Raw genomic sequence first — 23,037 nt, forward strand, 5'->3', positions numbered from 1 at the left:
GCCGGGGGGGTCACCCCCGGCCCCCCCCCCCCCCGCCCGGGGGGGGCGGCCCCCCCCCCCCCCCCGCGGCGCCCCCCCCCCCCCCCCCCCCCCCCCCCCCCCCCCCCCGCCCGGCGGGGCCCCCGTCCCCGTTCCCGCCCCGTGCCGAGGACCGGGGGAGCGCGTCGGACCTGCTGATAACCTAGGCTGGAAACGGTCACGGTTCGGTCACGACGCCGGGACCCGGCGGTCCTGCCCGGACCGCCGCAGCACACCTTTGACCACCACCTGCGAGGAGACGGTTGCGCACATGACGGTCGGATCGATCGCGGGGCTCATCGCCGCCGGCGTCTTCGCCGTGCTGGTGGCCCTGCTGGCCCTGCCCATCGTCAAGCTCGGACGGGTCTTCGATGAGTTGCGCGTGACCGTGCGCCAGCTCAACGAGGGCACCGGCCCGCTGATCGACGAGGTCACCCGCACGGTGGCCACCACCAACACCCAGCTGGAGAAGGTGGACGGGATCACCGACAACGTCTCCGACGCCTCCGCGAACGTCTCCGCCCTGTCCAGCCTGGTCGCCTCCACGGTCGGCCAGCCCCTGATCAAGGTCGCCTCCTTCTCCTATGGCGTGCGCAAGGCCTTCCGCGGCCGCGACGGCGAGACCCAGGCCGCCGATCCCGCAGGCCCCACGGAGGAGAGCGCATGAGCTTCTGGTCCAAGGCCGCACTGACTCTGGCCGGTGCGGCCGCGGGATACTTCGCGGCCCGCCGCGGCCCCGCCGTCGTGCGCACCGGACGCGAGCTGGTGCTGCGCGGGCCCTCCGCGCTGTCCGAGCAGACCCCGAGCCCGGGAGGAAACGCCATGGCCCGCTTCTGGAGCTCCTCCGCCGCCGCCCCGTTGCGCGCCGGGGCCCTGAAGGCCGTGCGCTTCGCCGCGACCGTGAAGCAGGGCATGGCGGAGAAGGAATCCGAGCTGAACCGCCGCTACGCGGCCCAGCAGCGGGACCTGCGCCCCGGCTCCCTGGACAGCTGGGACCGGCCCCTGCCGCCGCAGCCGCCGCAGCACATCGCACCCCGAGACGTCAGCGCCGCGCCGCCCCCGCAGGCCCACGACGCCGAGACCACCACGAGCCCCACCGAGAAGGACGACCGCTGAGCATGCTCTCCCAGGAAATCTCCCAGCGCTGGACCGACTACTTCGCCGAACGAGGCCACACCGTGGTCCCCTCGGCCTCGCTGGTCTCCAACGCGCCCGGCTCGATGTTCACCATCGCCGGCATGGTCCCGTTCATCCCCTACTTCCTCGGCCAGGAGACCGCCCCGTACTCCCGCGCGGTCTCCGTGCAGAAGTGCATCCGCACCCTGGACATCGAGGAGGTCGGCAAGACCGCCCGGCACGGCACCTTCTTCCAGATGGCCGGGAACTTCTCCTTCGGCGACTACTTCAAGGCCGAGGTGATCCCGTGGGCCTGGAACCTGCTGACCTCCCCGGTCTCCGAGGGCGGCTACGGCCTGGACCCGGAGCGGCTGTGGGTCACCGTCTACGAGGGAGACCAGGAGGCCTACGACCTGTGGACCCGCGAGGTCGGGGTGCCCGCGGAGCGGGTGCAGCGGATGGACATGAAGGAGAACTACTGGTCCACCGGCCAGCCCGGCCCCGCCGGCCCGGACTCCGAGATCTTCTACGACCGCGGCCCCGCCTACGGCAAGGAGGGCGGGCCGGCGGCCGACGACGACCGCTACATCGAGATCTGGAACCTCGTGTTCATGCAGTTCCAGCGCGGCGAGGGCATCGGCAAGGACGACTTCGAGATCCTCGGGGAGCTGCCGAAGAAGAACATCGACACCGGCCTGGGCGTGGAGCGCCTGGCCATGCTCCTGCAGGGCGTGGAGAACTTCTACGAGACCGACCAGGTCCGCCCCGTCCTGGACGCCGCGGCCGAGCTGTCCGGCAAGCGCTACTCCGGCTCGGAGTCCGCGAAGGACCCCGGCTACGAGGACGACGTGCGCATGCGCGTGGTCGCCGACCACGTCCGCTCCTCCCTCATGCTGATCAGCGACGGGGTGACCCCCTCCAACGAGGGCCGCGGCTACATCCTGCGCCGCCTGCTGCGCCGCTCCATCCGCGCGATGCGCCTGCTCGGGGTCACCGAGGCCTGCCTGCCCGTGCTGCTGCCGGCCTCCCGCGACGCCATGAAGGGCGCGTTCCCCGAGGTCGAGCGGGACTTCGAGCGCATCTCCCGGGTCGCCTACGCCGAGGAGAAGGCGTTCCTGCGCACCATCGAGTCCGGGACCAGCCGGCTCAACGAGGCCGTCACCGCGGCCAAGGCCGAAGGCCACGCCGTGACCGGCGAGGACGCCTTCACCCTGCATGACACCTACGGCTTCCCCATCGACCTGACCCTGGAGATGGCCGCCGAGGCCGGGGTCTCGGTGGATGAGGCCTCCTTCCGCGAGCTCATGGAGGAGCAGCGTCACCGCGCCCAGGCCGATGCCCGGGCCAAGAAGGGCGGGCACGCGGACCTGCACGTGCTGCGCCAGCTGGCCGACGAGCGCGGCTCCGTGTTCACCGGCTACACCCAGCTGCGCACCGAATCCGCGATCCGCGCGATCCTGGTCGGCGGGGCCACCGTTCCGGCCGCCTCGGCCGGGCAGGAGATCGACCTGGTGCTGGATGAGACCCCGTTCTACGCCGAGGCCGGCGGTCAGGCCGCCGACACCGGCACGATCTCCGGCAACGGCTTCTCGATCCGCGTCAAGGACGTGCAGCAGCCGGTCAAGGGCCTGAGCGTTCACCGCGGCGTCGTCACCGAGGGCGAGGTCCCCGCGGGTGCCGCGGCGGTCGCCCAGGTGGACGTGCAGCGGCGCAAGGACGCCGAGAAAGCCCACTCCGGCACGCACATCGTGCACGCGGCCCTGCACCGGGTGCTGGGCCCCGAGGCCGTGCAGCGCGGCTCCTTCAACAAGGAGGGCTACCTGCGCTTCGACTTCGCGTGGAACGAGGGGCTGTCCGAATCCGTGCAGGCGGAGGTCGAGGAGGTCTCCAACACCGCGATCCGCGACAACTACGAGGTCATCACCCGCGAGATGCCGCTGGCCGAGGCCAAGGCCATGGGCGCGATGAGCCTGTTCGGGGAGAAGTACGGGGACATCGTGCGCGTGGTGGAGATCAACGGGGACTTCTCCCGCGAGCTGTGTGGGGGAACCCACGTCGGGTCCTCCGCGGAGATCGGCTCCCTGTCCCTGCTCTCGGAGGCCTCCGTGGGCTCCGGGAACCGGCGCGTGGAGGCCCTGGTGGGCCTGGACTCCTTCAACCACCTGGCCGCCGAGCGCACCCTCGTCAACCAGCTCACCTCCCTGATGCGGGTCCAGTCCTCCGCCGAGCTGCCCGAGCGCATCGGTCAGACCCTGGAGAAGCTGAAGTCCGCGGAGAAGGAGCTGGAGAAGCTGCGCCGGGAGAAGCTGCAGGCCGAGGCCGGCAAGCTCACCGAGTCCGCCGAGCTGATCTCCGGGATCCGCGTGCTCACCCACGACGCCGGGCAGATCCCCGCCGACGACGCCCGGGGCCTGGCCACGGATCTGCGCCACCGGCTCGGGGAGGACCCGGCCGTGGTGGCGGTGGCCGCCGAGGCCAAGGGCCATCCCGTGATCGTCGTGGCCACCAACCAGGGCGCCCGCGACGCCGGGATCAAGGCCGGTCAGCTGGTGCGCACCGCCGCCGGGATCCTCGGCGGCGGGGGCGGCGGCAAGGATGATCTGGCCCAGGGCGGCGGTCAGAACCCGGCCAAGATCGCCGAGGCCCTGGAGGCCGTCGCCGGCCAGATCGCGACCGCGGCGAAGTAGCCGCCGCACCACGGGCCGGGAGGACACGGGAATGGGATTCAGCCGAGGCGTGCGGATGGGCGTCGACGTGGGCAACGCCCGCGTCGGCCTGGCGCTGTCCGATCCGGACGGCATCCTCGCGACCCCGTTGAAGACCCTCAAGCGCAACCTCAACACGGATTCCGATCGGCGGGTACTGCGCCGCCTGCTGGAGATCCACGAGGTCGCCGAGGTCTACGTCGGGCTGCCTCGCACCCTGTCGGGGGGCTCCTCGGCCTCCACCCAGATGGCCGAGGACTACGCCTCCGGCCTGGTGGCGGAGCTTGCCGCCGAGGGACGCGAGATCCCCGTCTGGTTGGTCGATGAGCGGCTGAGCACCGTCTCGGCCCAGCGGTCCCTGCACGAGGCGGGGGTCTCCTCCCGCCGGTTCAAGACGATGGTGGACCAGGTCGCGGCCGTGGCCATCCTGCAGCAGAGCCTGGACGCCCTGAAGGCCGATCGCGCCGTGGCCGGGTATCGTGTGGAAGCGCCCACCGTGCCGCGCGAGGACGCCCGGTCCCAGCACCTCGATCCGACCTCGGAGCCGAGGCCCGAGCAGAACGGAGATCCCGCGTGAGCGACGACTCGACACGCCGACGCCCCACCTCGTCCGAGGACGAGGCCGGGTTGCACGACATCCTCGCGCCCAGCGACGCGGACCGACGCGATGGGGTCCTCGGGCTGCGGGTGGAGGACGAGGACATCACTCCGGAGCAGGCCCGGCGACGCCGGAAACGGCGCCAGCAGTCCCTGGTGGCCGCGGTGCTGGTCTTCGTCCTGGCCCTGGTGGTCTCCGGGGCGATCGTGGGGCCCAAGCTCGGATTGTTCCAGGCCAAGGACTACGACGGGGACGGCAACGGCACGGCCGTGACCTTCACCGTCAGCTCCGGGGAGACCAACCAGCAGATCGCCCAGGGCCTGGAGGACAAGGGCGTGGTGGCCGACGCGGGCCGCTTCGTGGACGTCTACGAGGAGAAGTCCGACGGCTCCTTCATCCAGCCCGGCACCTTCCAGCTGCAGGAGCGGATGAGCTCCGAGGCCGCCGTGGACGCCCTGCTGGGCACCGGTGGGGAAGCGGTGCACTACGTCGCGATCAACCAGACCCTGCGCAAGGACGAGGCCTTCAAGGCCCTCGCCGACGGCACCGGCATCCCCGTCTCGGAATTCGAGCAGCTGGACAAGGACCCGGCGAAGTTCGGCATCCCCTCGCAGTTCCCCTCCCTCGAGGGCTACCTGCACCCGGGGGAGTATCGCTTCAAGACCGACGCGACCGCCGAGGACATCATCCGCGAGATGGTGGATAAGACCAAAGCGGATCTGAAGAGCGCCGGGGTCACCGGGGACCAGCACACCTTCGACGTGCTGACCATCGCCTCGATCCTCGAGTTCGAGGCCACCCCGCAGGACTACCGCGCCGTGGCCGGGGCGATCCACAACCGCATCGACAACCCCGGCGGGGAGACCAACGGGTACCTGCAGTCCGACGCGACCGTGGCCTACGGGCTGGGGGAGAAGACCTACCAGATCACCGCGGAGCAGAAGCAGGACGCCTCCAACAAGTACAACACCTTCGCCAACAAGGGCCTGCCCGAGGGGCCCATCGGCTCGCCGGGACTGAAGGCCATCCAGGCCGCGCAGAACCCCCAGAAGAACGACTACTACTACTGGGTCACGGTCAACCTGGACACCGGCGAGACCAAGTTCGCCAAGACCTACGCGGAGCATCAGAAGAACGTGGAGGAGTACCAGAGCTGGTGCTCGGATCACGAGGGCAAGTGCTCGTGAGCCCGGAGCCCCCGAAGGAACCGGACCCAGCCGCATGGGCGGCGGTGCTGGGCAGTCCGGTCGGGCACAGCCTCTCCCCGGACCTGCATGCGGCCGCCTACCGCGAGCTCGGCGCAGCCGTGCGGTACCGGCGTCTCGAGACGCCTCGGTCCGAGCTGGGGGCCCGGCTGGCCGCCGCGGCCGAGCCCGGCTGGCGCGGCTACTCCGTGACCATGCCCCTGAAGGCCGATGCGGCCCGGGCGGTCTCCGCGCTGACCCCGTTCGCCCGCGCCGTCGGGGTGGTCAACACGGTCGCGGCCGCGTCGCGGGGCGCCGACGGGGCGGCCCGGGGCCTGCTCGGGCACAACACCGACGTCGCCGGCATCGTCAACGCCCTGCGCGACCTCGGGCCCGCTGACCCGGAACCGGTCGCCCCCGCGGCCGTCATCGGCGGCGGCGGGACCGCGACGGCCGCCGCGGCCGCGCTGCGGCTGATGGGCTGGGAGGAGACCTTCGTGTACGTGCGCGACGCCTCCCGCACCCGCGAGCTGCGCGCGGCGGCCGAGCGGCTCGGGCTGCGGCTGCGGATGCGTCCCCTGGAACACTGCCCGGCGGAGCTGGACGGGATCGGCACGGCCGTGTGCACCCTGCCGGCCCGCGCCTTCGACCCGCACGCCCGGCGGCTGAGCGGGGACCTGTCCGGGCTGCGCCTGCTGGACGTCTCCTACGATCCCTGGCCCTCCGTCCTGGCCGAGCGCGCGCAGCAGCGGGGGGCGCGGGTGGCCTCCGGGGCGCACATGCTGCTGCACCAGGCGGTGGACCAGGTCAAGCTGTTCCTCGGCCTGCCCCTGGACCGCCCGCTTCCGCACCAGCAGACCGTCCTGGAGGCCATGGCTGCGGCGATCGGGCTGCCCGCTCCCGTCCGGGAGCCCGTGCCGGTGCATACTCTGGATGGGCTGACCGAGACCGCGCCCTCCGAGGACGGGTGAGCGCCGCACCGAGAGGACCCGCACCGGCAGGCGCTTGCGGCCGGAGCCCGCGCCCGCGGAGAATGGGACGACCCCCGATGACGCCGCCCGGCACCGTGCCCCATGCACGGCCGGGCGGGTTCGCCGAGACGAGACGAAGGAACGTGACCAGGTGACCCTACGCTGGCTGACCGCAGGAGAATCCCACGGCGAGGCGCTCGTCGGCATCATCGAGGGGGTGCCCGCCGGCGTGGAGCTGACCACCGGGCAGCTGCGCGAGGCCTTGGCCCGGCGCCGTCTGGGCTACGGGCGCGGGGCGCGGATGAAGTTCGAGGAGGACCGGGTCCGCATCCTCGGCGGCGTGCGCCATGGGCTGACCCAGGGCGGGCCCGTGGCCGTGGAGATCGCCAACACCGAGTGGCCCAAGTGGACCGAGGTCATGTCCGCGGACCCCGTTAACCCGGCGGTGCTGGAGGGCAGGGCCCGCAACGCGCCCCTGACCCGTCCCCGGCCCGGCCACGCCGATCTCACCGGCATGCAGAAATACGGCTTCGACGAGGCCCGCCCGGTGCTGGAGCGGGCCTCCGCGCGCGAGACCGCGACCCGCGTGGCCCTGGGCGTGGTCGCCGCGCAGATCCTGGACAGCCTCGGCGCGCAGCTGGTCAGCCACACCGTCGCCCTGGGCGGGGTGAGTCTGCCGGAGGGCCACCCGGCCCCGGTGCCGGCGGACACGCCGACCCTGGACGCGGATCCCCTGCGCTGTGCCGACCCGCAGACCTCCGAGGCGATGGTCCGGGAGGTCGACGCCGCGCACAAGGACGGGGAGACCCTCGGCGGCATCGTCGAGGTCCTGGCCTACGGGCTGGTGCCCGGGCTGGGCTCCTACGTGCACTGGGACCGGCGCCTGGACGCGCGCCTGGCCGGAGCGCTGATGGGCATCCAGGCGATCAAGGGGGTCGAGGTCGGCGACGGCTTCCGCACCGCCGCCCGGCGCGGCTCCGCCGCCCACGACGAGATCGTCCCGGACGCCGAGGGCGCCGCGCACCGGACCTCCAACCGGGCCGGGGGCATCGAAGGCGGGATGAGCATCGGGGACTTGCTGCGGGTGCGCGCGGCGATGAAGCCGATCGCGACCGTGCCCAAGGCCCTGCGCACCGTGGACACCACCACGGGCGAACCCACCCGGGCCCACCACCAGCGCTCCGACGTCGCCGCCGTGCCGGCCGCCGGGGTCGTCGCGGAGGCCATGACCGCCCTGGTGCTGGCCGACGCGTACCTGGAGAAGTTCGGCGGGGACTCCATCGCGGAGACCGCGTGCAACAAGGACGCCTACCTGGCCGCGATCCCGGCCTCCCTGCGCACCGTGGGCGACGGGCGGGACCCCCGCGCATGAGCGAGGTCCCGACCGCACCCGACGCCGCCGTGCACCCCCGGCCCGTCGTGCTGATCGGGCCGATGGCCGCCGGCAAATCCGCCGTCGGACAGACGCTGCGCACCCGCCACGGCTACCGGCTCATCGACTCCGACGCGCGCATCGTCGCCGCCCAGGGCACGATCCCGGAGATCTTCGCCCACCACGACGAGGCCCACTTCCGGCGCCTGGAGGCCGCCGCGATCGGCGAGATCCTCGCGGATCCCGACAGCGTCGGCGCGATCGTCTCCGTGGGCGGGGGCGCGCCGATGACCCCGGCGGTGGCCCGCCTGCTGGCCGAGACCACCGTGGTCTACCTGCTGGTGGACGAGCAGACCGTCGCGGAGCGGATCCGGACGGAGGGGGACCGGCCGCTGCTGGCCGGACACCCCCTGCAGCGCTGGCGGCAGATGTACGCCCAGCGCCACGAGACCTACGAGCGGCTGGCGGACCTGGTCGTGGACGCCCGCGGGCACCGGGACCTGGTCACCCTGGCCGATGAGATCCACGAGCACCTGGCCCGCGCGGCCGGGAAGGAGCAGCGATGAGCAGCCAGCCCAGCGGCGAACCCGAGCCGATCACCCGGATCCCCGTGACCGGTCAGCGTCCCGGCGAGAGCTACGAGGTGCTCATCGGCCACGACCTGCTGCGCGAGCTGCCCGGGATCCTGGGCCCCCGGGTGCGCCGGGCCCTGATCGTGCACCCGCGGGCCCTGCGCTCCACCGGCGAGCTGGTCATGAGCGATCTGCGCGCCGCCGGATACGAGGCCTTCTCCGCGGAGATCCCCGACGCCGAGGAGGGCAAGCACGCGCAGGTCGCGGCCTTCTGCTGGCAGGTGCTCGGGCAGAACGACTTCACCCGCTCCGACGTCGTGATCTCGGTGGGCGGGGGAGCGGTCTCCGACCTCGCCGGCTTCGTCGCCGCGACCTGGCTGCGCGGGGTGCGGGTCGTGCACCTGCCCACGACGCTGCTGGGCATGGTCGACGCCGCGGTGGGCGGGAAGACCGGGATCAACACCGCCGAGGGTAAGAACCTCGTCGGGGCCTTCCATCCGCCGGCGGCCGTGCTGTGCGACCTGGGCACCCTGCGCACCCTGCCCGTCAACGAGCTGCTCACCGGGCTGGCCGAGGTCGTCAAGTGCGGGTTCATCGCCGACCCGAAGATCCTCGAGCTCCTGGAGGCCCACCCGCAGCAGCTGCGCGACTCCCAGTCCGCGGTGATCCGGGAGCTGATCGAGCGGGCCGTGCGGGTCAAAGCCGAGATCGTCTCCGAGGACCTGCGCGAGACCGGGCGGCGGGAGTTCCTCAACTACGGCCACACGCTGGGGCACGCGATCGAGCTGGCCGAGCGGTATCAGTGGCGCCACGGGGCGGCGGTCGCGGTGGGCATGGTCTTCGCCGCGGAGCTGTCCGCCGCGGCCGGCAGCCTGGACCCGGCCGTCGTGCAGCGCACCCGCGCGATCCTGGAATCCCTGGGCCTGCCCACCGGATACCGGGCGGATCGCTGGGCGCGGCTGCTGGAGGCCATGCACCGGGACAAGAAGACCCGCGGCAATCTGCTGCGCTTCGTCGTCCTCGACGGGATCGCCCGCCCGCGGATCATGGAGGTCCCGGACGAGACCCTGCTGTTCGCCACCTACCAGGAGATCGCCGAGGCCTGAGGAGGCCCCCGCCGACCGCGCCACGGGGGAAGCGGGCCGGGGAGGCGATACAATGGCACCTGATCCGCCGCCGCACGGATGCGCCCTCCCGCGCGTCCCCGGATGCGGCGAGAGCAGTACGAACCGAGAAGGAGTGTCCGTGGCAACGACCAACGACATCAAGAACGGGACCATCCTCAACCTGGACGGGAACCTCTGGGGCGTCATCGAGTTCCAGCACGTCAAGCCGGGCAAGGGCGGGGCGTTCGTGCGCACCAAGCTGCGCAACGTCAACACGGGCAAGGTCGTGGACAAGACCTTCAACGCCGGCGCCAAGGTGGACATCACCACGGTGGACCGCTCCGAGTACCAGTACCTGTACCAGGACGGCGAGGACTACGTCTTCATGGACAACAAGACCTACGACCAGGTCACCGTCCCCGCCGCCGTCGTGGGCGATGCCGCGAACTACATGCTGGAGAACCAGAACGCCACGCTGGCCTTCCACGAGGGCACGCCGCTGTACATCGAGCTGCCGCCGTCGGTGGTCCTGGAGATCACCTACACCGAGCCCGGCCTGCAGGGCGACCGCTCCACCGGCGGCACCAAGCCCGCGACCCTGGAGACCGGCGCGCAGATCCAGGTGCCGCTGTTCGTGGAGCAGGGCACCCGCGTCAAGGTCGACACCCGCAGCGGCGACTACCTGGGCCGCGTCAACGAGTGAACTCCCGGACGAAGGCGCGCGTGCGCGCCCTGGAAGTGCTGTTCGAAGCCGATTCGCGCGGCGAGGACACCCTCGAGGTGCTGCGTCGGCGCCGCGCCCACACCTCGGCCCTGATCTCCGACTACTCCGAGCGGATCGTGCGCGGGGTCCTCGAGCACGACGAGGAGATCGCCGAGGCCCTGGAGACCTACTCCAAGGGCTGGACGCTGGACCGGATGCCGGCCGTGGACCGGGCGATTCTGCGCATCGGGGCCTGGGAGCTGCTGTACAACGACGACGTCCCCGACGCCGTCGCCGTCTCCGAGGCGGCGGGCCTGGCCCGCACCCACTCCACGGATGACTCCCCGCGGTTCGTCAACGGGCTGCTGGGCCGGCTGCAGAAGGTCAAGCCGACCCTGCTGGCCTGAGCACCCGCCGAGGCCGCCCGGACCGATCGCGTCCGGGCGGCCTCGGCGCGTCCAGGCTCCTGTGGTAGGTTCGAGCCCAGCAGAGCACCCTTTAAGCTCCCGTCCGGTGAGGCGGGGAAGGAGGCCGAGTCCATGACCGATCAGCATAACCGAGAGGACCCCCCGAGGGTCTCGCCGCGAGCCCGGGTGATCCTGGACGCGGCCGACATCGACCGGGCCCTGACCCGGATCGCCCACGAGATCCTGGAGGCCAACAAGGGCGCCGAGGACCTCGTGCTGCTCGGCATCCCCCGCCGCGGGTATCCGCTGGCCCGGCGCCTGGCCCAGCGCCTGCACCGCATCGATCCCGGCTTCGACCCGGCCGCGGCCCTGGGGCAGCTGGACGTGACCATGTACCGGGATGACCTGCGCACCGGCACCTCCCGCACCCCCGAAGCCACCCGCCTGCCGGGCCTGGGGATCGACGGACGCCGCGTCGTTCTCGTGGATGACGTCCTGTACTCCGGGCGCACCGTGCGCGCCGCCTTGGACGCCCTGGCCGACTACGGCCGCCCCGCCCTGGTGCGCCTGGCCGTGCTCGCCGACCGCGGCCACCGGCAGCTGCCGATCCGCGCGGACCACGTGGGCAAGAACCTGCCCACCGCCGCCGCCGAATCCGTGCGGGTCTTCCTCGCCGAGACCGACGCCGCCCCCGCGCTGAGCGGGAAGGACGAGCGGGATCTCAGCGACTGCGTGCTGCTGGACCCGGCCCCGCCGCGCCCGGGCCCGCAGACGGCGCCGAGCGCGGGGGAGGCCCGGGCATGAGGCACCTGCTGGACACCCGCTCCCTGACCCGCGAGCAGGCCATCGCCCTGCTGGACACCGCGGACCGGATGGGGGAGGTCGGCTCCCGCGAGGTCAAGAAGCTGCCCGCCCTGCGCGGGCGCACCGTGGTCAACCTGTTCTTCGAGGACTCCACCCGCACCCGCATCTCCTTCGAGACCGCGGAGAAGCGGCTCTCCGCCGACGTCATCAACTTCGCGGCCAAGGGCTCCTCCGTGTCCAAGGGCGAATCCCTGAAGGACACGGCCCAGACCCTGGAGGCCATCAACGCCGACGCCGTCGTGATCCGCCATCCCGCCTCCGGCGCCCCGGCCCGCCTGGCGACCAGCGGGTGGATCCAGGCCCCGGTGGTCAACGCCGGGGACGGCACCCACGCCCACCCCACCCAGGCGCTGCTGGATGCGATGACCCTGCGCCAGCGTCGCGCCGAGCTGACCGCCACCGGCGCCCAGGGCACGGACCTGGCCGGGATGCGCATCGTGATCGTGGGCGACATCCTGCACTCCCGGGTGGCCCGCTCCGATGTGTGGCTGCTGAGCACCCTGGGCGCGCAGGTCACCCTCGTCGCCCCGCCGACCCTGCTGCCGGTGGGCATCGACGACTGGCCGGTGCGGGTCAGCTACGACCTCGACGAGGCCCTGGCCCAGGACCCGGACGCCGTGATGCTGCTGCGCATTCAGCGCGAGCGCATGCACGCGGCCTTCTTCCCCAGCTCCGAGGAGTACGCGAGGCTCTGGGGACTCAGCCCCGAGCGCCTGGCCGGCCTCAGCGCCCGCGGGGCGCAGACCGCGATCCTGCACCCGGGGCCGATGAATCGGGGCCTGGAGATCAGCGCCGACGCCGCGGACTCCCCGCGCTCCCTGGTCCTGCGCCAGGTGGCCAACGGGGTCTCCGTGCGCATGGCCGTGCTCTACCACCTGCTCACCGGCGCCCCGGACCCCGCCGGGGCCACCGGGGACCCGGAGGCCGATCGTGCCTGAGGGCACCGGAAAGGACACCATGACCGACGCCGCGATCCTCATCCGAGACGCCCGCCTGCTGGGCGAGCAGACCGTGGACGTGCTGGTGCGCGAGGGGCGCATCGCCGAGCTCGGCGAGAACCTGACCGCCCCCGAGTCCGCCCGGGTGATCGAGGCCGAGGGCCTCGTGCTGCTGCCCGGGCTGGTGGATGTGCACACCCACCTGCGCGAACCCGGCCGGGAGGACGCCGAGACCGTGCAGACCGGGACCCGGGCGGCCGCCGCCGGCGGCTACACCGCGGTCTGCGCGATGGCCAACTCCGATCCCGTCGCGGACACCGCCGGGGTCGTGGAGCAGGTCCAGCGGCTGGGCCAGGACGCCGGCTGGGTCGAGGTTCGACCGGTCGGGGCGGTGACCGTGGGTCTGCAGGGTGAGCGCCTGTCCGAGATCGGCGCGATGGCGGACTCCCGGGCGCAGGTGCGGATGTTCTCCGATGACGGCAGGTGCGTACACAACCCGGTGCTGATGCGCCGGGCCCTGGAGTATGTCAAGGCCTTCGACGGGGTGATCGCCCAGCACGCCCAGGAGCCGCTGCTGACCGACGGGGCCCAGATGAACGAGGGCGCGGTCTCCGCGGAGCTCGGCTTGGCCGGCTGGCCCGCGGTGGCCGAGGAGTCCATCATCGCCCGGGACGTGTTGCTCGCCCAGCACGTCGGCTCCCGGGTGCACATCTGCCACCTGTCCACCAAGGGCTCGGTGGAGATCGTGCGCTGGGCCAAGCAGCGCGGCATCGCCGTCACGGCCGAGGCCACCCCGCACCACCTGCTGCTCACCGACGAGCTGGCCCGCACCTACGACCCCGTGTACAAGGTCAACCCCCCGCTGCGCACTGCCGAGGACGTCCAGGCCCTGCGCGCGGCCGTGGCCGACGGGACCATCGACGTGATCGGCACCGACCATGCCCCGCACCCGGTGCAGGACAAGGAGTGCGAGTGGGCGTGTGCGGCGATGGGCATGACGGGTCTGGAGACCGCTCTGTCCGTGGTCCAGCAGACCCTGGTGGACACCGGGCTGATCACCTGGGCCGACGTCGCCCGCATCATGTCCGCCGACCCCGCGCGTATCGCCCGCATCCCGGGACAGGGCCGTCCGATCGCGGTGGGGGAGCCGGCCAACCTCGTGCTGGTGGACCCGCAGGCCCGGCGCATCGTCGTCCCGGAGGAGCACCAGAGCAAGGGCCGCAACTCGCCCTACCGCGGCCTGGAGCTGCCCGGGCGGGTCATGGCCACCGTCTGGGAGGGCCACCCGACCGTCCTGGACGGGCGCATGGCGACCCCCCGCACCCCGGAGGCTGAGGGGGCGCGCGCATGACCTTCCACCACCTGCTGACCCTGCTCTCCTCGTTGCTGCTGGCCGGGATCGTGCTCGGGCTGATCGGACTGGGCTGGCGCCACCGCCGGGACCGGCAGTCCGGGATCGCCCGGCCCGCCCCGGTGCCCGAGCGCCTCGACGGGGCGCAGGCCTCCTTCGCCTGCCCCGCCCAGTACGTCAGCACCACCCGCGCGGGGGACTGGCTGGATCGGATCGCGGTCCACGGGCTGGGCGCGCGCGCCGACGGGCAGGCCCTGGTCCTGACCGAGGGCCTGATCATCGTGCGCGACGGCGCCGAGGACCTGTGGGTGCCCGCCGAGGCGATCCGGGTGCTGCGCCGAGAATCCGGGATGGCCGGGAAGTTCGTGGAGAAGGACGGGCTGGCTGTGATCACCTGGGACCTGGGCGGACTGCTCGTGGACACCGGGCTGCGCACCCGCCGCGCCGCGGACACCCCCGCCCTGCTGCAGGCCCTGCGCGCCATCGCCCCGCACGCCGCGGACCGCCTGCCCGAGCCCGCCCCGCCGGCACCAGCCGCCCCCGCCGATCAGACCACCGCCGCGACCTCGAGGAAGTAGCACACACCATGACCACCCACGCCACCCCCGCCCCCACACCGGCGGTCCTCGTCCTGGAGGACGGCTCCGCCTGGGAGGGCAGCGCCTACGGCGCCGTCGGCTCCACCCTCGGCGAGGCGGTGTTCTCCACCGGGATGACCGGCTACCAGGAGACCCTCACCGACCCGTCCTACGCCGGGCAGATCGTCATCCAGACCGCCCCGCACATCGGCAACACGGGTGTCAACGACGAGGACGCCGAATCCCGGCGCATCTGGGTCGCCGGCTACGCGGTGCGCGAAGCCGCCCGCATCCCCTCGAACTGGCGCTCCCAGCGCAGCCTTGACGAGGAGCTCACGGACCAGGGCATCGTCGGCATCCGCGGCATCGACACCCGCGCCCTGACCCGGCGGCTGCGCGAGGTCGGCGCGATGCGCGCCGGCATCTTCTCCGGGGACCAGGCCGATCGACCCCGCGCCGAGCTGCTGGCCGAGGTCCGGGACTCCGCCGGGATGCTCGGGCGCCGCCTGGCCGAGGAGGTCAGCATCACCGAGGAGCAGATCGTCGAGCCCTCGGAGTGGGGCTGGGAGGGCGAGCCCCGGGGCACCGTGGTCGCGGTGGACCTGGGCATCAAGTCCATGACCCCGCGCCGCTTCGCCGAGCGCGGGCTGCGCACCGTGATCGTCCCGGCCGACACCGGATTCCAGCGGATCCGCGAGCTCGGGGCGGACGGGGTGTTCTTCTCCAACGGCCCCGGGGACCCCGAGACCGCGGATGAGCAGGTCCAGCTGCTGCGCGAGGTGCTGCGGGCCAAGATCCCGTTCTTCGGGATCTGCTTCGGCAACCAGCTGCTGGGCCGGGCCCTGGGCTTCGGGACCTACAAGCTCCCCTTCGGCCACCGCGGGATCAACCAGCCCGTGCTGGACCGGGCCACCGGCACGGTGGAGATCACCGCCCAGAACCACGGCTTCGCGGTGGACGCCCCGCTGGATGGACCCGTCACCGCCCCGCAGGAGGAGTTCGGGCGGGTCGAGGTCTCCCACGTGTGCCTGAACGACGACGTCGTGGAGGGCCTGCGCTGCCTGGACCTGCCGGCCTTCTCCGTGCAGTACCACCCCGAGGCCGCCGCCGGACCGCACGACGCCGCCTACCTCTTCGACCGCTTCATCGACTCCCTCCCGGCCGCCGGATCCGCCGCCGCAACCGCGCAGAAAGCAGGAAAGTAACCCCATGCCCCGTCGCACCGATCTGCACTCCGTCCTGGTCATCGGCTCCGGTCCCATCGTCATCGGGCAGGCCGCGGAGTTCGACTACTCCGGCACGCAGGCCCTGCGCGTGCTCAAGGACGAGGGCATCCGCGTCATCCTGGTCAACTCCAACCCGGCCACGATCATGACCGACCCCGAGTTCGCCGACGCGACCTACATCGAGCCGATCACCCCGGAGACGGTCGAGAAGATCATCGCCAAGGAGCGCCCCGACGCGATCCTGCCGACCCTGGGCGGACAGACCGCCCTGAACACCGCGATCGCCCTGGACGAGCGCGGCGCGCTGGAGCGCTACGGCGTCGAGCTGATCGGGGCGAACATCGCCGCGATCAACCTCGGCGAGGACCGCGAGGCCTTCAAGGGCGTGGTCGAGCGCTGCGGGGCCGAATCCGCCCGCTCCGAGATCGTGCACTCGATGGACGAGGCCCTGGCCGCCGCCGAGCGGCTGGGCTACCCCATGGTCGTGCGGCCCTCCTTCACGATGGGCGGGCTGGGCTCCGGGATGGCCTACGACGAGGCCGACCTGCACCGGATCGCCGGGGCCGGGATCCAGTACAGCCCCACCAGCGAGGTGCTCCTGGAGGAGTCCATCCTCGGGTGGAAGGAGTACGAGCTGGAGATGATGCGCGACCGCAACGACAACGTCGTCGTGGTCTGCTCGATCGAGAACTTCGACCCCGTGGGGGTGCACACCGGGGACTCCATCACGGTCGCCCCGGCCCTGACGCTCACGGACCGGGAGTACCAGAAGATGCGCGACGTCGCGATCGCCGTGATCCGCGAGGTCGGGGTGGACACCGGCGGGTGCAACATCCAGTTCGCCGTGGATCCCGCCACCGGGCGCGTCGTCGTCATCGAGATGAACCCGCGGGTCTCCCGCTCCTCGGCCCTGGCCTCCAAGGCCACCGGCTTCCCGATCGCCAAGATCGCCACCAAGCTCTCCCTGGGCTACACCCTGGACGAGATCCCCAACGACATCACCCGCAAGACCCCGGCCTCCTTCGAGCCCACCCTGGACTACGTCGTGGTCAAGGTCCCGCGCTTCGCCTTCGAGAAGTTCCCGGCCGCGGACCCCACCCTGACCACCACCATGAAGTCCGTGGGCGAGGCCATGGCCCTGGGCCGCAGCTTCACCGAGGCCCTGCAGAAGGCCATGCGCTCCCTCGAGCAGAAGGACGGCGCCTTCGACTTCGCCGCCGAGACCCCGGACCGGGACGCCCTGGACGAGCTCGTGGAGGCCACCCGCACCCCCACCACCCAGCGGATCCACCAGGTCCGCCGGGCCCTGGCCGCCGGGGCCGGCGTGGAGCGGATGTACGAGGCCACCGGCATCGACCCCTGGTTCCTGGATCAGCTGCAGCTGCTCAATGAGGTGGCCGAGCGGGTCCGGGCGGATCCGAACCTGACCCCGGACACCCTGCGCGAGGCCAAGCGCCACGGCTTCTCCGACGCCCAGATCGCCGCCATCGCCCACACCCGCGAGGACGTGGTCCGGGGGGTGCGCCACGCGCTGGGCATCCGCCCGGTGTTCAAGACCGTGGACACCTGCGCGGCCGAGTTCGAGGCCTTCACCCCGTACCACTACTCCGCCTACGACCAGGAGGACGAGGTCGCCCCGCACGAGGGGGAGTCCATCATGATCCTGGGCTCCGGGCCCAACCGGATCGGGCAGGGCATCGAGTTCGACTACTCCTGCGTGCACGCCTCGATGGTGCTGCGCGAGGCCGGCTACGAGACGGTCATGGTCAACTGCAACCCGGAGACCGTCTCCACCGACTACGACGTCTCCACCCGCCTGTACTTCGAGCCGCTGACCCTGGAGGACGTCCTGGAGGTCATCGAGGAGGAGCGGCGCACCGGCGGGCTGAAGGGCGTGTACGTGCAGCTGGGCGGGCAGACCCCGCTGAAGCTGGCCGCGCAGCTGCAGGAGGCCGGGGTGCCGATCCTGGGGACCACCCCCGACGCCATCGACCTGGCCGAGGATCGCGGGGAGTTCGCCCAGGTCCTGGAGCGGGCCGGGCTGATCTCCCCGAAGAACGGCACCGCATCCACCTTCGCCGAGGCCAAGCGCATCGCCGACGGCATCGGCTACCCGGTGCTGGTGCGCCCCTCCTACGTGCTCGGCGGCCGCGGCATGGAGATCGTCTACGACGAGGCGAGCCTGGCGGCCTACCTCGAGCACGCCACCGAGGTCTCCCCGTCCCAGCCGGCCCTGATCGACAAGTTCCTCGAGGATGCGATCGAGATCGACGTCGACGCCCTGTTCGACGGCACCGACCTGTACATGGGCGGGGTCATGGAGCACATCGAGGAGGCCGGCATCCACTCCGGGGACTCCGCGTGCACCCTGCCGCCGGTGACCCTCGGCCCGGACGTCATCGACCGGGTCTGCGCCGCGACCCGCGGGATCGCCGAGGGGGTCGGGGTGCGCGGACTGATCAACATCCAGTTCGCCGTGGCCTCGGACATCCTCTACGTCATCGAGGCCAATCCGCGCGCCTCGCGCACCGTGCCCTTCGTCTCCAAGGCCACCGGGGTGCAGCTGGCCAAGGCCGCCGCGCTGATCGGGGTGGGCCGGAGCATCCGCGAGCTGACCGAGCATGGCGTGCTGCCCTCGCACATGGACGGGGCCCGCATCCCGGAGGGCACGGCGATCGCCGTCAAGGAGGCCGTGCTGCCCTTCAGCCGCTTCCGCACCCCCGAGGGCGTGGTGGTGGACGCGCTGCTGTCCCCCGAGATGCGCTCCACCGGCGAGGTCATGGGCCTGGACCCCTACTTCGACACCGCCTTCGCCAAAGGCCAGGCCGCCGTGGGCAGCCCGCTGCCCACCGAGGGCCGGGTCTTCGTGTCCGTGGCCAACCGGGATAAGCGCTCCGCGGTCGTCTACGTGAAGATGCTCCAGGACCTCGGCTTCGAGATCGTCACGACCGGCGGCACGGCCCAGGTGCTGCGGCGCAACGGGATCCCCTGCACCGTCGTGCCCAAGCTCGGCGACGTCGCCGAGGGGGAGCGCTCCGTGGTGGACATGATCCGCGAGGGGCAGATCGACCTGATCTTCAACACCCCCTCCGGCGGCTCGGCCCGCGGGGACGGCTACGAGATCCGCGCGGCGGCGACCTCGGTCGGGGTCCCGCTGATGACGACGCTGTCCCAGTTCGGGGCCTCCATCCAGTCCATCGCGGCCCAGCGGGAGCACTCCTGGGACGTGCTGAGCCTGCAGGAGCACGAGGCCTCCCTGGCCCAGCGGGCCCAGGAGGCCCCGGCAGCTGAGGGGGACCGGGCGTGAGCGCGGCCCCGGTGACGGCCCGGAGCCCGCGCGGCGAGGCCGGTGACCGGCTGGTGCGGGCCATGGCCGAGCACGGCCCCCTGTGCGTGGGCATCGACCCCCACCCGGGGCTGCTGCGCGACTGGGGGCTGGCCGATGACGCCGACGGGGCCCGGACCTTCGGCCTGCGCGTGGTGGAGGCCGCCGCGGGGGCCGCGGCCGTCGTGAAGCCGCAGGTCGCCCTGTTCGAGCGCCACGGCGCGGCGGGCCTGGCCGCCCTCGAGCAGGTGCTCACCGCCGCCGCGGATGCGGGGCTGGAGCTCATCGCCGACGCCAAGCGCGGGGACATCGGCTCGACCATGGCCGCCTACGCCGACGCCTGGCTGCGCGAGGGCTCCCCGCTGGCCGCCGACTGGGTCACGCTCAGCCCCTACCTGGGCTTCGGCTCCCTGGACCCGGCCCTGAACCTGGCCGCCGAGACCGGACGCGGCGCCTTCGTCCTGGCCCTGACCTCCAACCCGGAGGGTGCCTCGGTGCAGCACGTCGGCGGCCCCGAGGCCTCGGTGGCCCGGGGAATCGTGGCCGCCGCGCGGGAGCTCAACGAGCGGCTGCGCGAGCCCGGCCCCGAGGGGGCCGGCGGGTGGGAGCTGGCCGGACCGTGCGGGCTGGTCATCGGGGCGACCGTGGGCGCGTCCCTGTCGCGCCTCGGCATCGACCTGGCGGACTTCCCCGGCCCGATCCTCGCCCCCGGCTACGGGGCGCAGGGCGCCACCGAGGAGGATCTCGCCCGCGTGTTCGCCGGGACCGATCGGCGCCTGGTCGTCTCCTCCTCACGGGCGATCTTGCGCCACGGACCGGAGGTCGCGGCGCTGCGCAGGGAGATCCTCGGGACCAACCGGCGGCTGGCCGCGGGACTGGCACCCTCCTGAGCCGAGGACGGGTGCGGGTCCGGCCGGGGTCCGCTGCGTCACGATTGGTCGCCGCGGGCCCTTTTTCGGTAATTTGATCTGCGTACCCGTCGTCGGCCGACCCCGGATCCCGCGAACCGAGGCGGGCCCACCCAGGCCACGAACGAGAGGATGGCTCCATGGTTCTGCAACCCCTCACCGACGAGCAGCGCGCGGCCGCCCGGGAGAAGGCCAAGCACTCCCGGCAGGTGCGCGCCGAGGCGAAGCAGGCCCTGCGCCGCAGGGAGATCACCGTGGCCGAGTTCCTGGAGCGGGCCGACGGGGACGAGGCCCTCGAGCGGATCCGGGTCGAGGACATGCTGAAGTCCATCCCCAGCATCGGCGACGTCCGGGCCCGCGCGATCATGCGGGACCTGAAGATCGCCTCCAGCCGCCGCCTGCGCGGACTGGGCACGCACCAGCGCAACAGCCTGATCTCCTATCTCGAAGGGTGAGTCCATGTCCGAGGGGAACCACCGCACGCTGACCGTCCTGGCCGGTCCCACCGCCGTCGGGAAGGGCACCGTCTCCGCCTACATCCGAGACCACTACCCCCAGGTGTGGTTCTCGGTCTCCGCGACCACCCGCGGGCCGCGCCCGGGGGAGCAGGACGGGGTGCACTACTGGTTCGTCTCCGACGAGGAGTTCGACTCGATGGTCGAGCACGACCAGCTGCTGGAATGGGCCACGGTGCACAACAGCCACCGCTACGGCACGATGCGCGCCAAGGTGGAGGAGGCCCTGGCCGCGGGTCGTCCCGTGCTGCTGGAGATCGATCTGCAGGGCGCCCGGCAGGTGCGCAACGCGATGCCGGACTCCCGGCTGATCTTCCTGGCTCCGCCCAGCTGGGACGAGCTGGTGCGGCGCCTGCGCGGCCGGGGCACCGAGTCCCCGGAGGAGCAGCGCCAGCGCCTGGAGACCGCCAAGGAGGAGCTGGCCGCGGAGCCGGAGTTCGACGTCACCGTGACCAACGACGAGGTGCGGCGCGCGGCCGAGGAGATCGTCTCCCTCATGGGGCTGGACCCCGCCGCACACCGCGACTGAGCCGCACCCCCGGCACCCGGGGGTACCCTGCCGACGCACCACGCGGTATGATGGCCGTTCGGTCCCCGCACCAGGCGGCGGCAGGGCCGATCCACACCCGACCAACGGAGCTAAACCCTTGTCACTTTCCGAACACGAAGGCATCATCGACCCGTCCGTGGATGAGCTGCTCGGCAAGGCCGAGTCCAAGTACGGCCTGGTGATCTTCGGAGCCCGCCGGGCCCGGCAGATCAACGCCTACTACTCCCAGCTGCAGGAGGGCCTGTTCGAGCATGTCGGGCCGCTGGTGGACACGGACATCAACGAGAAGTCCCTGTCCATCGCGATGCGCGAGATCGACGAGGGGACCATCGAGGCCCACCACGTCGAGGGCGGGAAGTTCAACGAGAACGGCCAGCTGGTCCACGACGACGCTCCCGCGGACTTCTTCGGCGCCGACTTCTTCCCCGAGGACGTCGAGATCAACGGCGACGCCTCCGTCGACTTCAGCTCCGGGCAGACCCCCGAGGTCATCGACCGGACCAGCCAGAGCGCCGAGCAGGAGCAGGCCGCCGAGGATCCCTCCGGCGAGCAGGCCTGATCCCGGCCGCGGCTCGCCCAGGGCCGCGGCGCGATCGCCACGGGCCGCCCTTCCCATCCTCACCGGTGGGCGGGGCGGCCCGTTCGCGTCCGCGATCGCCTGCTCCGCACCGGCGGGGGGCGGCCAGCGGTGCTCCCGCGTCGAACCCCGGTGCCCGGTAGCATGGGCCGGGTGCGCATCGTCTTAGGAATCGGCGGGGGCATCGCGGCCTACAAGGCCGCCATCCTGCTCCGCCTGCTCAAGGAATCCGGTCACGACGTCGTCCCCCTGCCCACGGACACCGCCCTGAGGTTCGTCGGCGCCCCCACCTGGGAGGCGCTGTCCGGGCATCCGGTGAACACCAGCGTGTTCGACGAGGTCCAGGCCGTCAACCACGTCCGCCAGGCCGAGGAGGCCGACCTCGTCCTGATCGCCCCGGCCACCGCGGACCTGCTGGCCCGGATCGCCGCCGGCCGGGCCGATGACCTGCTCAGCGCGACCGTGCTCACCGCGACCTGCCCCGTGGTGCTCGCCCCGGCGATGCACACGCAGATGTGGACCAACCCCGCGACGCGGGACAACGTCGCCCTGCTGCGCTCCCGCGGTCTGCGCGTGATCGAGCCGGCCGTGGGGCGCCTGACCGGGGCTGACTCCGGCCCCGGGCGCCTGCCGGAGCCGGCGGACATCGCTCGCCAGGCCCTGGCCGCCGTGTCCGCCGCGGGCCTCACCCCGAAGGAGGCGACCCGGCTGGCGCGGCTGCGCGTGCTGGTCACCGCCGGCGGCACCCGGGAGGCCCTGGACCCGGTGCGCTACCTCGGCAACCGCTCCTCCGGCAAGCAGGGCATCGCCGTCGCCCGGGCCGCCGCCGACGCCGGGGCCGTTGCGCACCTGGTGCTGGCCCACGCGGAGGTGCCCGCCCCGCAGCCCACCACGACGCTGAGCCTGTCCCGGGTCTCCTCCGCGCTGCAGCTGCGCGAGCGGGTGGGGGAGCTGATCCGGCAGGAGGCGCCCGACGTCGTCGTGATGGCCGCGGCCGTCGCGGATTTCCGCCCCGCCGCCTACGCCGAGACCAAGATCAAGAAGGACCCGGGCACCCAGGACGCCCCCGGCATCGAGCTGGTGCGCAACCCGGACATCCTGCGCGGCATCGTCACCGATCGCGAGAGCGACCGCACCCCGGAGCAGCCCGGGCCGGTGATCGTGGGCTTCGCCGCGGAGACCGGCTCTGCGCAGGCCAGTGTGGCCGAGCTCGGCCGCGCCAAGCTGGAATCCAAGGGGTGCGACGTGCTCGTGGTCAACGAGGTCGGCGCGCAGAAGGTCTTCGGCCGCGACGAGACCGCCGCGACCATCCTCACCCGCCGCCCCGACGGGGAGGTGGAGGAGCAGGAGGTCGCCGGGACCAAGGACGAGCTGGCCGCCGCCCTGTGGCGGGCCGTGCTGCGGCTGATCGATGACCAGTCGCGTCGCACGGCGTCATCCGCCTCAGCGTGAG

General features: G+C 72.5%; 22 protein-coding genes. All 22 read left to right on the forward strand.

Annotated elements, in window-relative coordinates; translation table 11 throughout:
* Positions 1-289: 289 nt before the first annotated feature.
* The 22 genes from NQ707_RS08720 (at position 290) to coaBC (ending at position 23,036) form a co-directional block, all read left to right on the forward strand.
* A complete protein-coding gene (locus tag NQ707_RS08720; protein WP_058731433.1) occupies positions 290-685 on the forward strand; it encodes a DUF948 domain-containing protein in 396 nt (131 codons plus the stop codon).
* Positions 682-1,134, forward strand: a complete 453-nt coding sequence (locus NQ707_RS08725) for a hypothetical protein (RefSeq protein WP_058731432.1) — start codon at positions 682-684, stop codon at positions 1,132-1,134. Before NQ707_RS08720 ends, NQ707_RS08725 begins: the two co-directional genes overlap by 4 nt.
* A 2-nt stretch (positions 1,135-1,136) precedes the next feature.
* A complete protein-coding gene (gene alaS / locus NQ707_RS08730) occupies positions 1,137-3,821 on the forward strand; it encodes an alanine--tRNA ligase (protein WP_404435485.1) in 2,685 nt (894 codons plus the stop codon).
* Positions 3,822-3,852: 31 nt separating this feature from the next.
* Positions 3,853-4,416 (forward strand): Holliday junction resolvase RuvX, encoded by a 564-nt coding sequence (gene ruvX / locus NQ707_RS08735; RefSeq protein WP_058731430.1) that lies wholly within the window; start codon positions 3,853-3,855, stop codon positions 4,414-4,416.
* The gene (mltG, locus tag NQ707_RS08740) at positions 4,413-5,624 is read left to right on the forward strand and encodes an endolytic transglycosylase MltG (protein WP_058731429.1); all 1,212 of its coding nucleotides are present in this window, start codon (positions 4,413-4,415) and stop codon (positions 5,622-5,624) included. Before ruvX ends, mltG begins: the two co-directional genes overlap by 4 nt.
* Positions 5,621-6,592, forward strand: coding sequence for a shikimate dehydrogenase family protein (locus tag NQ707_RS08745; RefSeq protein ID WP_404435487.1), 972 nt, complete (start codon positions 5,621-5,623; stop codon positions 6,590-6,592). The genes mltG and NQ707_RS08745 overlap by 4 nt, the downstream gene beginning before the upstream one ends.
* Positions 6,593-6,743: 151 nt before the next feature.
* Positions 6,744-7,964 (forward strand): chorismate synthase, encoded by a 1,221-nt coding sequence (aroC, locus tag NQ707_RS08750; protein WP_061225532.1) that lies wholly within the window; start codon positions 6,744-6,746, stop codon positions 7,962-7,964.
* Positions 7,961-8,530 carry a shikimate kinase gene (locus tag NQ707_RS08755; protein WP_058731426.1) on the forward strand — a complete coding sequence of 190 codons (570 nt, stop codon included), beginning with the start codon at positions 7,961-7,963 and terminating at the stop codon, positions 8,528-8,530. Before aroC ends, NQ707_RS08755 begins: the two co-directional genes overlap by 4 nt.
* Positions 8,527-9,642, forward strand: coding sequence for a 3-dehydroquinate synthase (gene aroB / locus NQ707_RS08760; protein WP_058731425.1), 1,116 nt, complete (start codon positions 8,527-8,529; stop codon positions 9,640-9,642). Before NQ707_RS08755 ends, aroB begins: the two co-directional genes overlap by 4 nt.
* Before the next feature lie 139 nt (positions 9,643-9,781).
* Positions 9,782-10,345: an elongation factor P gene (gene efp / locus NQ707_RS08765; protein ID WP_058731424.1), complete on the forward strand. Its 564-nt coding sequence runs from the start codon at positions 9,782-9,784 to the stop codon at positions 10,343-10,345.
* Positions 10,342-10,752 carry a transcription antitermination factor NusB gene (gene nusB, locus NQ707_RS08770; RefSeq protein WP_058731423.1) on the forward strand — a complete coding sequence of 137 codons (411 nt, stop codon included), beginning with the start codon at positions 10,342-10,344 and terminating at the stop codon, positions 10,750-10,752. The genes efp and nusB overlap by 4 nt, the downstream gene beginning before the upstream one ends.
* 132 nt (positions 10,753-10,884) lie before the next feature.
* Positions 10,885-11,556: a bifunctional pyr operon transcriptional regulator/uracil phosphoribosyltransferase PyrR gene (pyrR, locus tag NQ707_RS08775; RefSeq protein WP_404435489.1), complete on the forward strand. Its 672-nt coding sequence runs from the start codon at positions 10,885-10,887 to the stop codon at positions 11,554-11,556.
* Positions 11,553-12,554: an aspartate carbamoyltransferase catalytic subunit gene (locus NQ707_RS08780; protein ID WP_058731421.1), complete on the forward strand. Its 1,002-nt coding sequence runs from the start codon at positions 11,553-11,555 to the stop codon at positions 12,552-12,554. The genes pyrR and NQ707_RS08780 overlap by 4 nt, the downstream gene beginning before the upstream one ends.
* A gap of 19 nt (positions 12,555-12,573) precedes the next feature.
* Positions 12,574-13,905: a dihydroorotase gene (locus tag NQ707_RS08785; RefSeq protein WP_058731420.1), complete on the forward strand. Its 1,332-nt coding sequence runs from the start codon at positions 12,574-12,576 to the stop codon at positions 13,903-13,905.
* Positions 13,902-14,483: a hypothetical protein gene (locus tag NQ707_RS08790; protein WP_064725354.1), complete on the forward strand. Its 582-nt coding sequence runs from the start codon at positions 13,902-13,904 to the stop codon at positions 14,481-14,483. The genes NQ707_RS08785 and NQ707_RS08790 overlap by 4 nt, the downstream gene beginning before the upstream one ends.
* Before the next feature lie 8 nt (positions 14,484-14,491).
* Entirely contained in the window at positions 14,492-15,688 is a 1,197-nt protein-coding gene (gene carA, locus NQ707_RS08795) for a glutamine-hydrolyzing carbamoyl-phosphate synthase small subunit (protein WP_058753861.1), read from the forward strand.
* Between the two features lie 4 nt (positions 15,689-15,692).
* A complete protein-coding gene (carB, locus tag NQ707_RS08800) occupies positions 15,693-19,016 on the forward strand; it encodes a carbamoyl-phosphate synthase large subunit (protein ID WP_404435492.1) in 3,324 nt (1,107 codons plus the stop codon).
* Positions 19,013-19,924, forward strand: a complete 912-nt coding sequence (gene pyrF / locus NQ707_RS08805; RefSeq protein ID WP_321194495.1) for an orotidine-5'-phosphate decarboxylase — start codon at positions 19,013-19,015, stop codon at positions 19,922-19,924. Before carB ends, pyrF begins: the two co-directional genes overlap by 4 nt.
* Positions 19,925-20,082: 158 nt before the next feature.
* On the forward strand, positions 20,083-20,397 hold the full coding sequence (gene mihF, locus NQ707_RS08810) for an integration host factor, actinobacterial type (RefSeq protein ID WP_058731701.1): 315 nt from the start codon (positions 20,083-20,085) through the stop codon (positions 20,395-20,397).
* 4 nt (positions 20,398-20,401) lie between these two features.
* A complete protein-coding gene (gene gmk, locus NQ707_RS08815) occupies positions 20,402-20,986 on the forward strand; it encodes a guanylate kinase (protein WP_058731700.1) in 585 nt (194 codons plus the stop codon).
* A 118-nt stretch (positions 20,987-21,104) separates the two neighbouring features.
* A complete protein-coding gene (rpoZ, locus tag NQ707_RS08820) occupies positions 21,105-21,566 on the forward strand; it encodes a DNA-directed RNA polymerase subunit omega (RefSeq protein WP_058731699.1) in 462 nt (153 codons plus the stop codon).
* A gap of 171 nt (positions 21,567-21,737) precedes the next feature.
* A complete protein-coding gene (coaBC, locus tag NQ707_RS08825) occupies positions 21,738-23,036 on the forward strand; it encodes a bifunctional phosphopantothenoylcysteine decarboxylase/phosphopantothenate--cysteine ligase CoaBC (RefSeq protein WP_404435513.1) in 1,299 nt (432 codons plus the stop codon).
* Position 23,037: the final 1 nt, after the last annotated feature.

The sequence above is a fragment of the Rothia sp. BD8 genome (assembly GCF_044878465.1).
In the GTDB taxonomy this organism is placed as follows: domain Bacteria; phylum Actinomycetota; class Actinomycetes; order Actinomycetales; family Micrococcaceae; genus Rothia; species Rothia kristinae.

What these genes read in the sequence shown, in the direction of transcription:
- NQ707_RS08720 (WP_058731433.1), top strand. Translation starts at nt 290, where the DNA reads ATGACGGTCGGATCGATCGCGGGGCTCATCGCCGCCGGCGTCTTCGCC.
- NQ707_RS08725 (WP_058731432.1), top strand. Translation starts at nt 682, where the DNA reads ATGAGCTTCTGGTCCAAGGCCGCACTGACTCTGGCCGGTGCGGCCGCG.
- alaS (WP_404435485.1), top strand. Translation starts at nt 1,137, where the DNA reads ATGCTCTCCCAGGAAATCTCCCAGCGCTGGACCGACTACTTCGCCGAA.
- ruvX (WP_058731430.1), top strand. Translation starts at nt 3,853, where the DNA reads ATGGGATTCAGCCGAGGCGTGCGGATGGGCGTCGACGTGGGCAACGCC.
- NQ707_RS08755 (WP_058731426.1), top strand. Translation starts at nt 7,961, where the DNA reads ATGAGCGAGGTCCCGACCGCACCCGACGCCGCCGTGCACCCCCGGCCC.
- aroB (WP_058731425.1), top strand. Translation starts at nt 8,527, where the DNA reads ATGAGCAGCCAGCCCAGCGGCGAACCCGAGCCGATCACCCGGATCCCC.
- pyrR (WP_404435489.1), top strand. Translation starts at nt 10,885, where the DNA reads ATGACCGATCAGCATAACCGAGAGGACCCCCCGAGGGTCTCGCCGCGA.
- NQ707_RS08780 (WP_058731421.1), top strand. Translation starts at nt 11,553, where the DNA reads ATGAGGCACCTGCTGGACACCCGCTCCCTGACCCGCGAGCAGGCCATC.
- NQ707_RS08785 (WP_058731420.1), top strand. Translation starts at nt 12,574, where the DNA reads ATGACCGACGCCGCGATCCTCATCCGAGACGCCCGCCTGCTGGGCGAG.
- NQ707_RS08790 (WP_064725354.1), top strand. Translation starts at nt 13,902, where the DNA reads ATGACCTTCCACCACCTGCTGACCCTGCTCTCCTCGTTGCTGCTGGCC.
- carA (WP_058753861.1), top strand. Translation starts at nt 14,492, where the DNA reads ATGACCACCCACGCCACCCCCGCCCCCACACCGGCGGTCCTCGTCCTG.
- carB (WP_404435492.1), top strand. Translation starts at nt 15,693, where the DNA reads ATGCCCCGTCGCACCGATCTGCACTCCGTCCTGGTCATCGGCTCCGGT.
- mihF (WP_058731701.1), top strand. Translation starts at nt 20,083, where the DNA reads ATGGTTCTGCAACCCCTCACCGACGAGCAGCGCGCGGCCGCCCGGGAG.
- gmk (WP_058731700.1), top strand. Translation starts at nt 20,402, where the DNA reads ATGTCCGAGGGGAACCACCGCACGCTGACCGTCCTGGCCGGTCCCACC.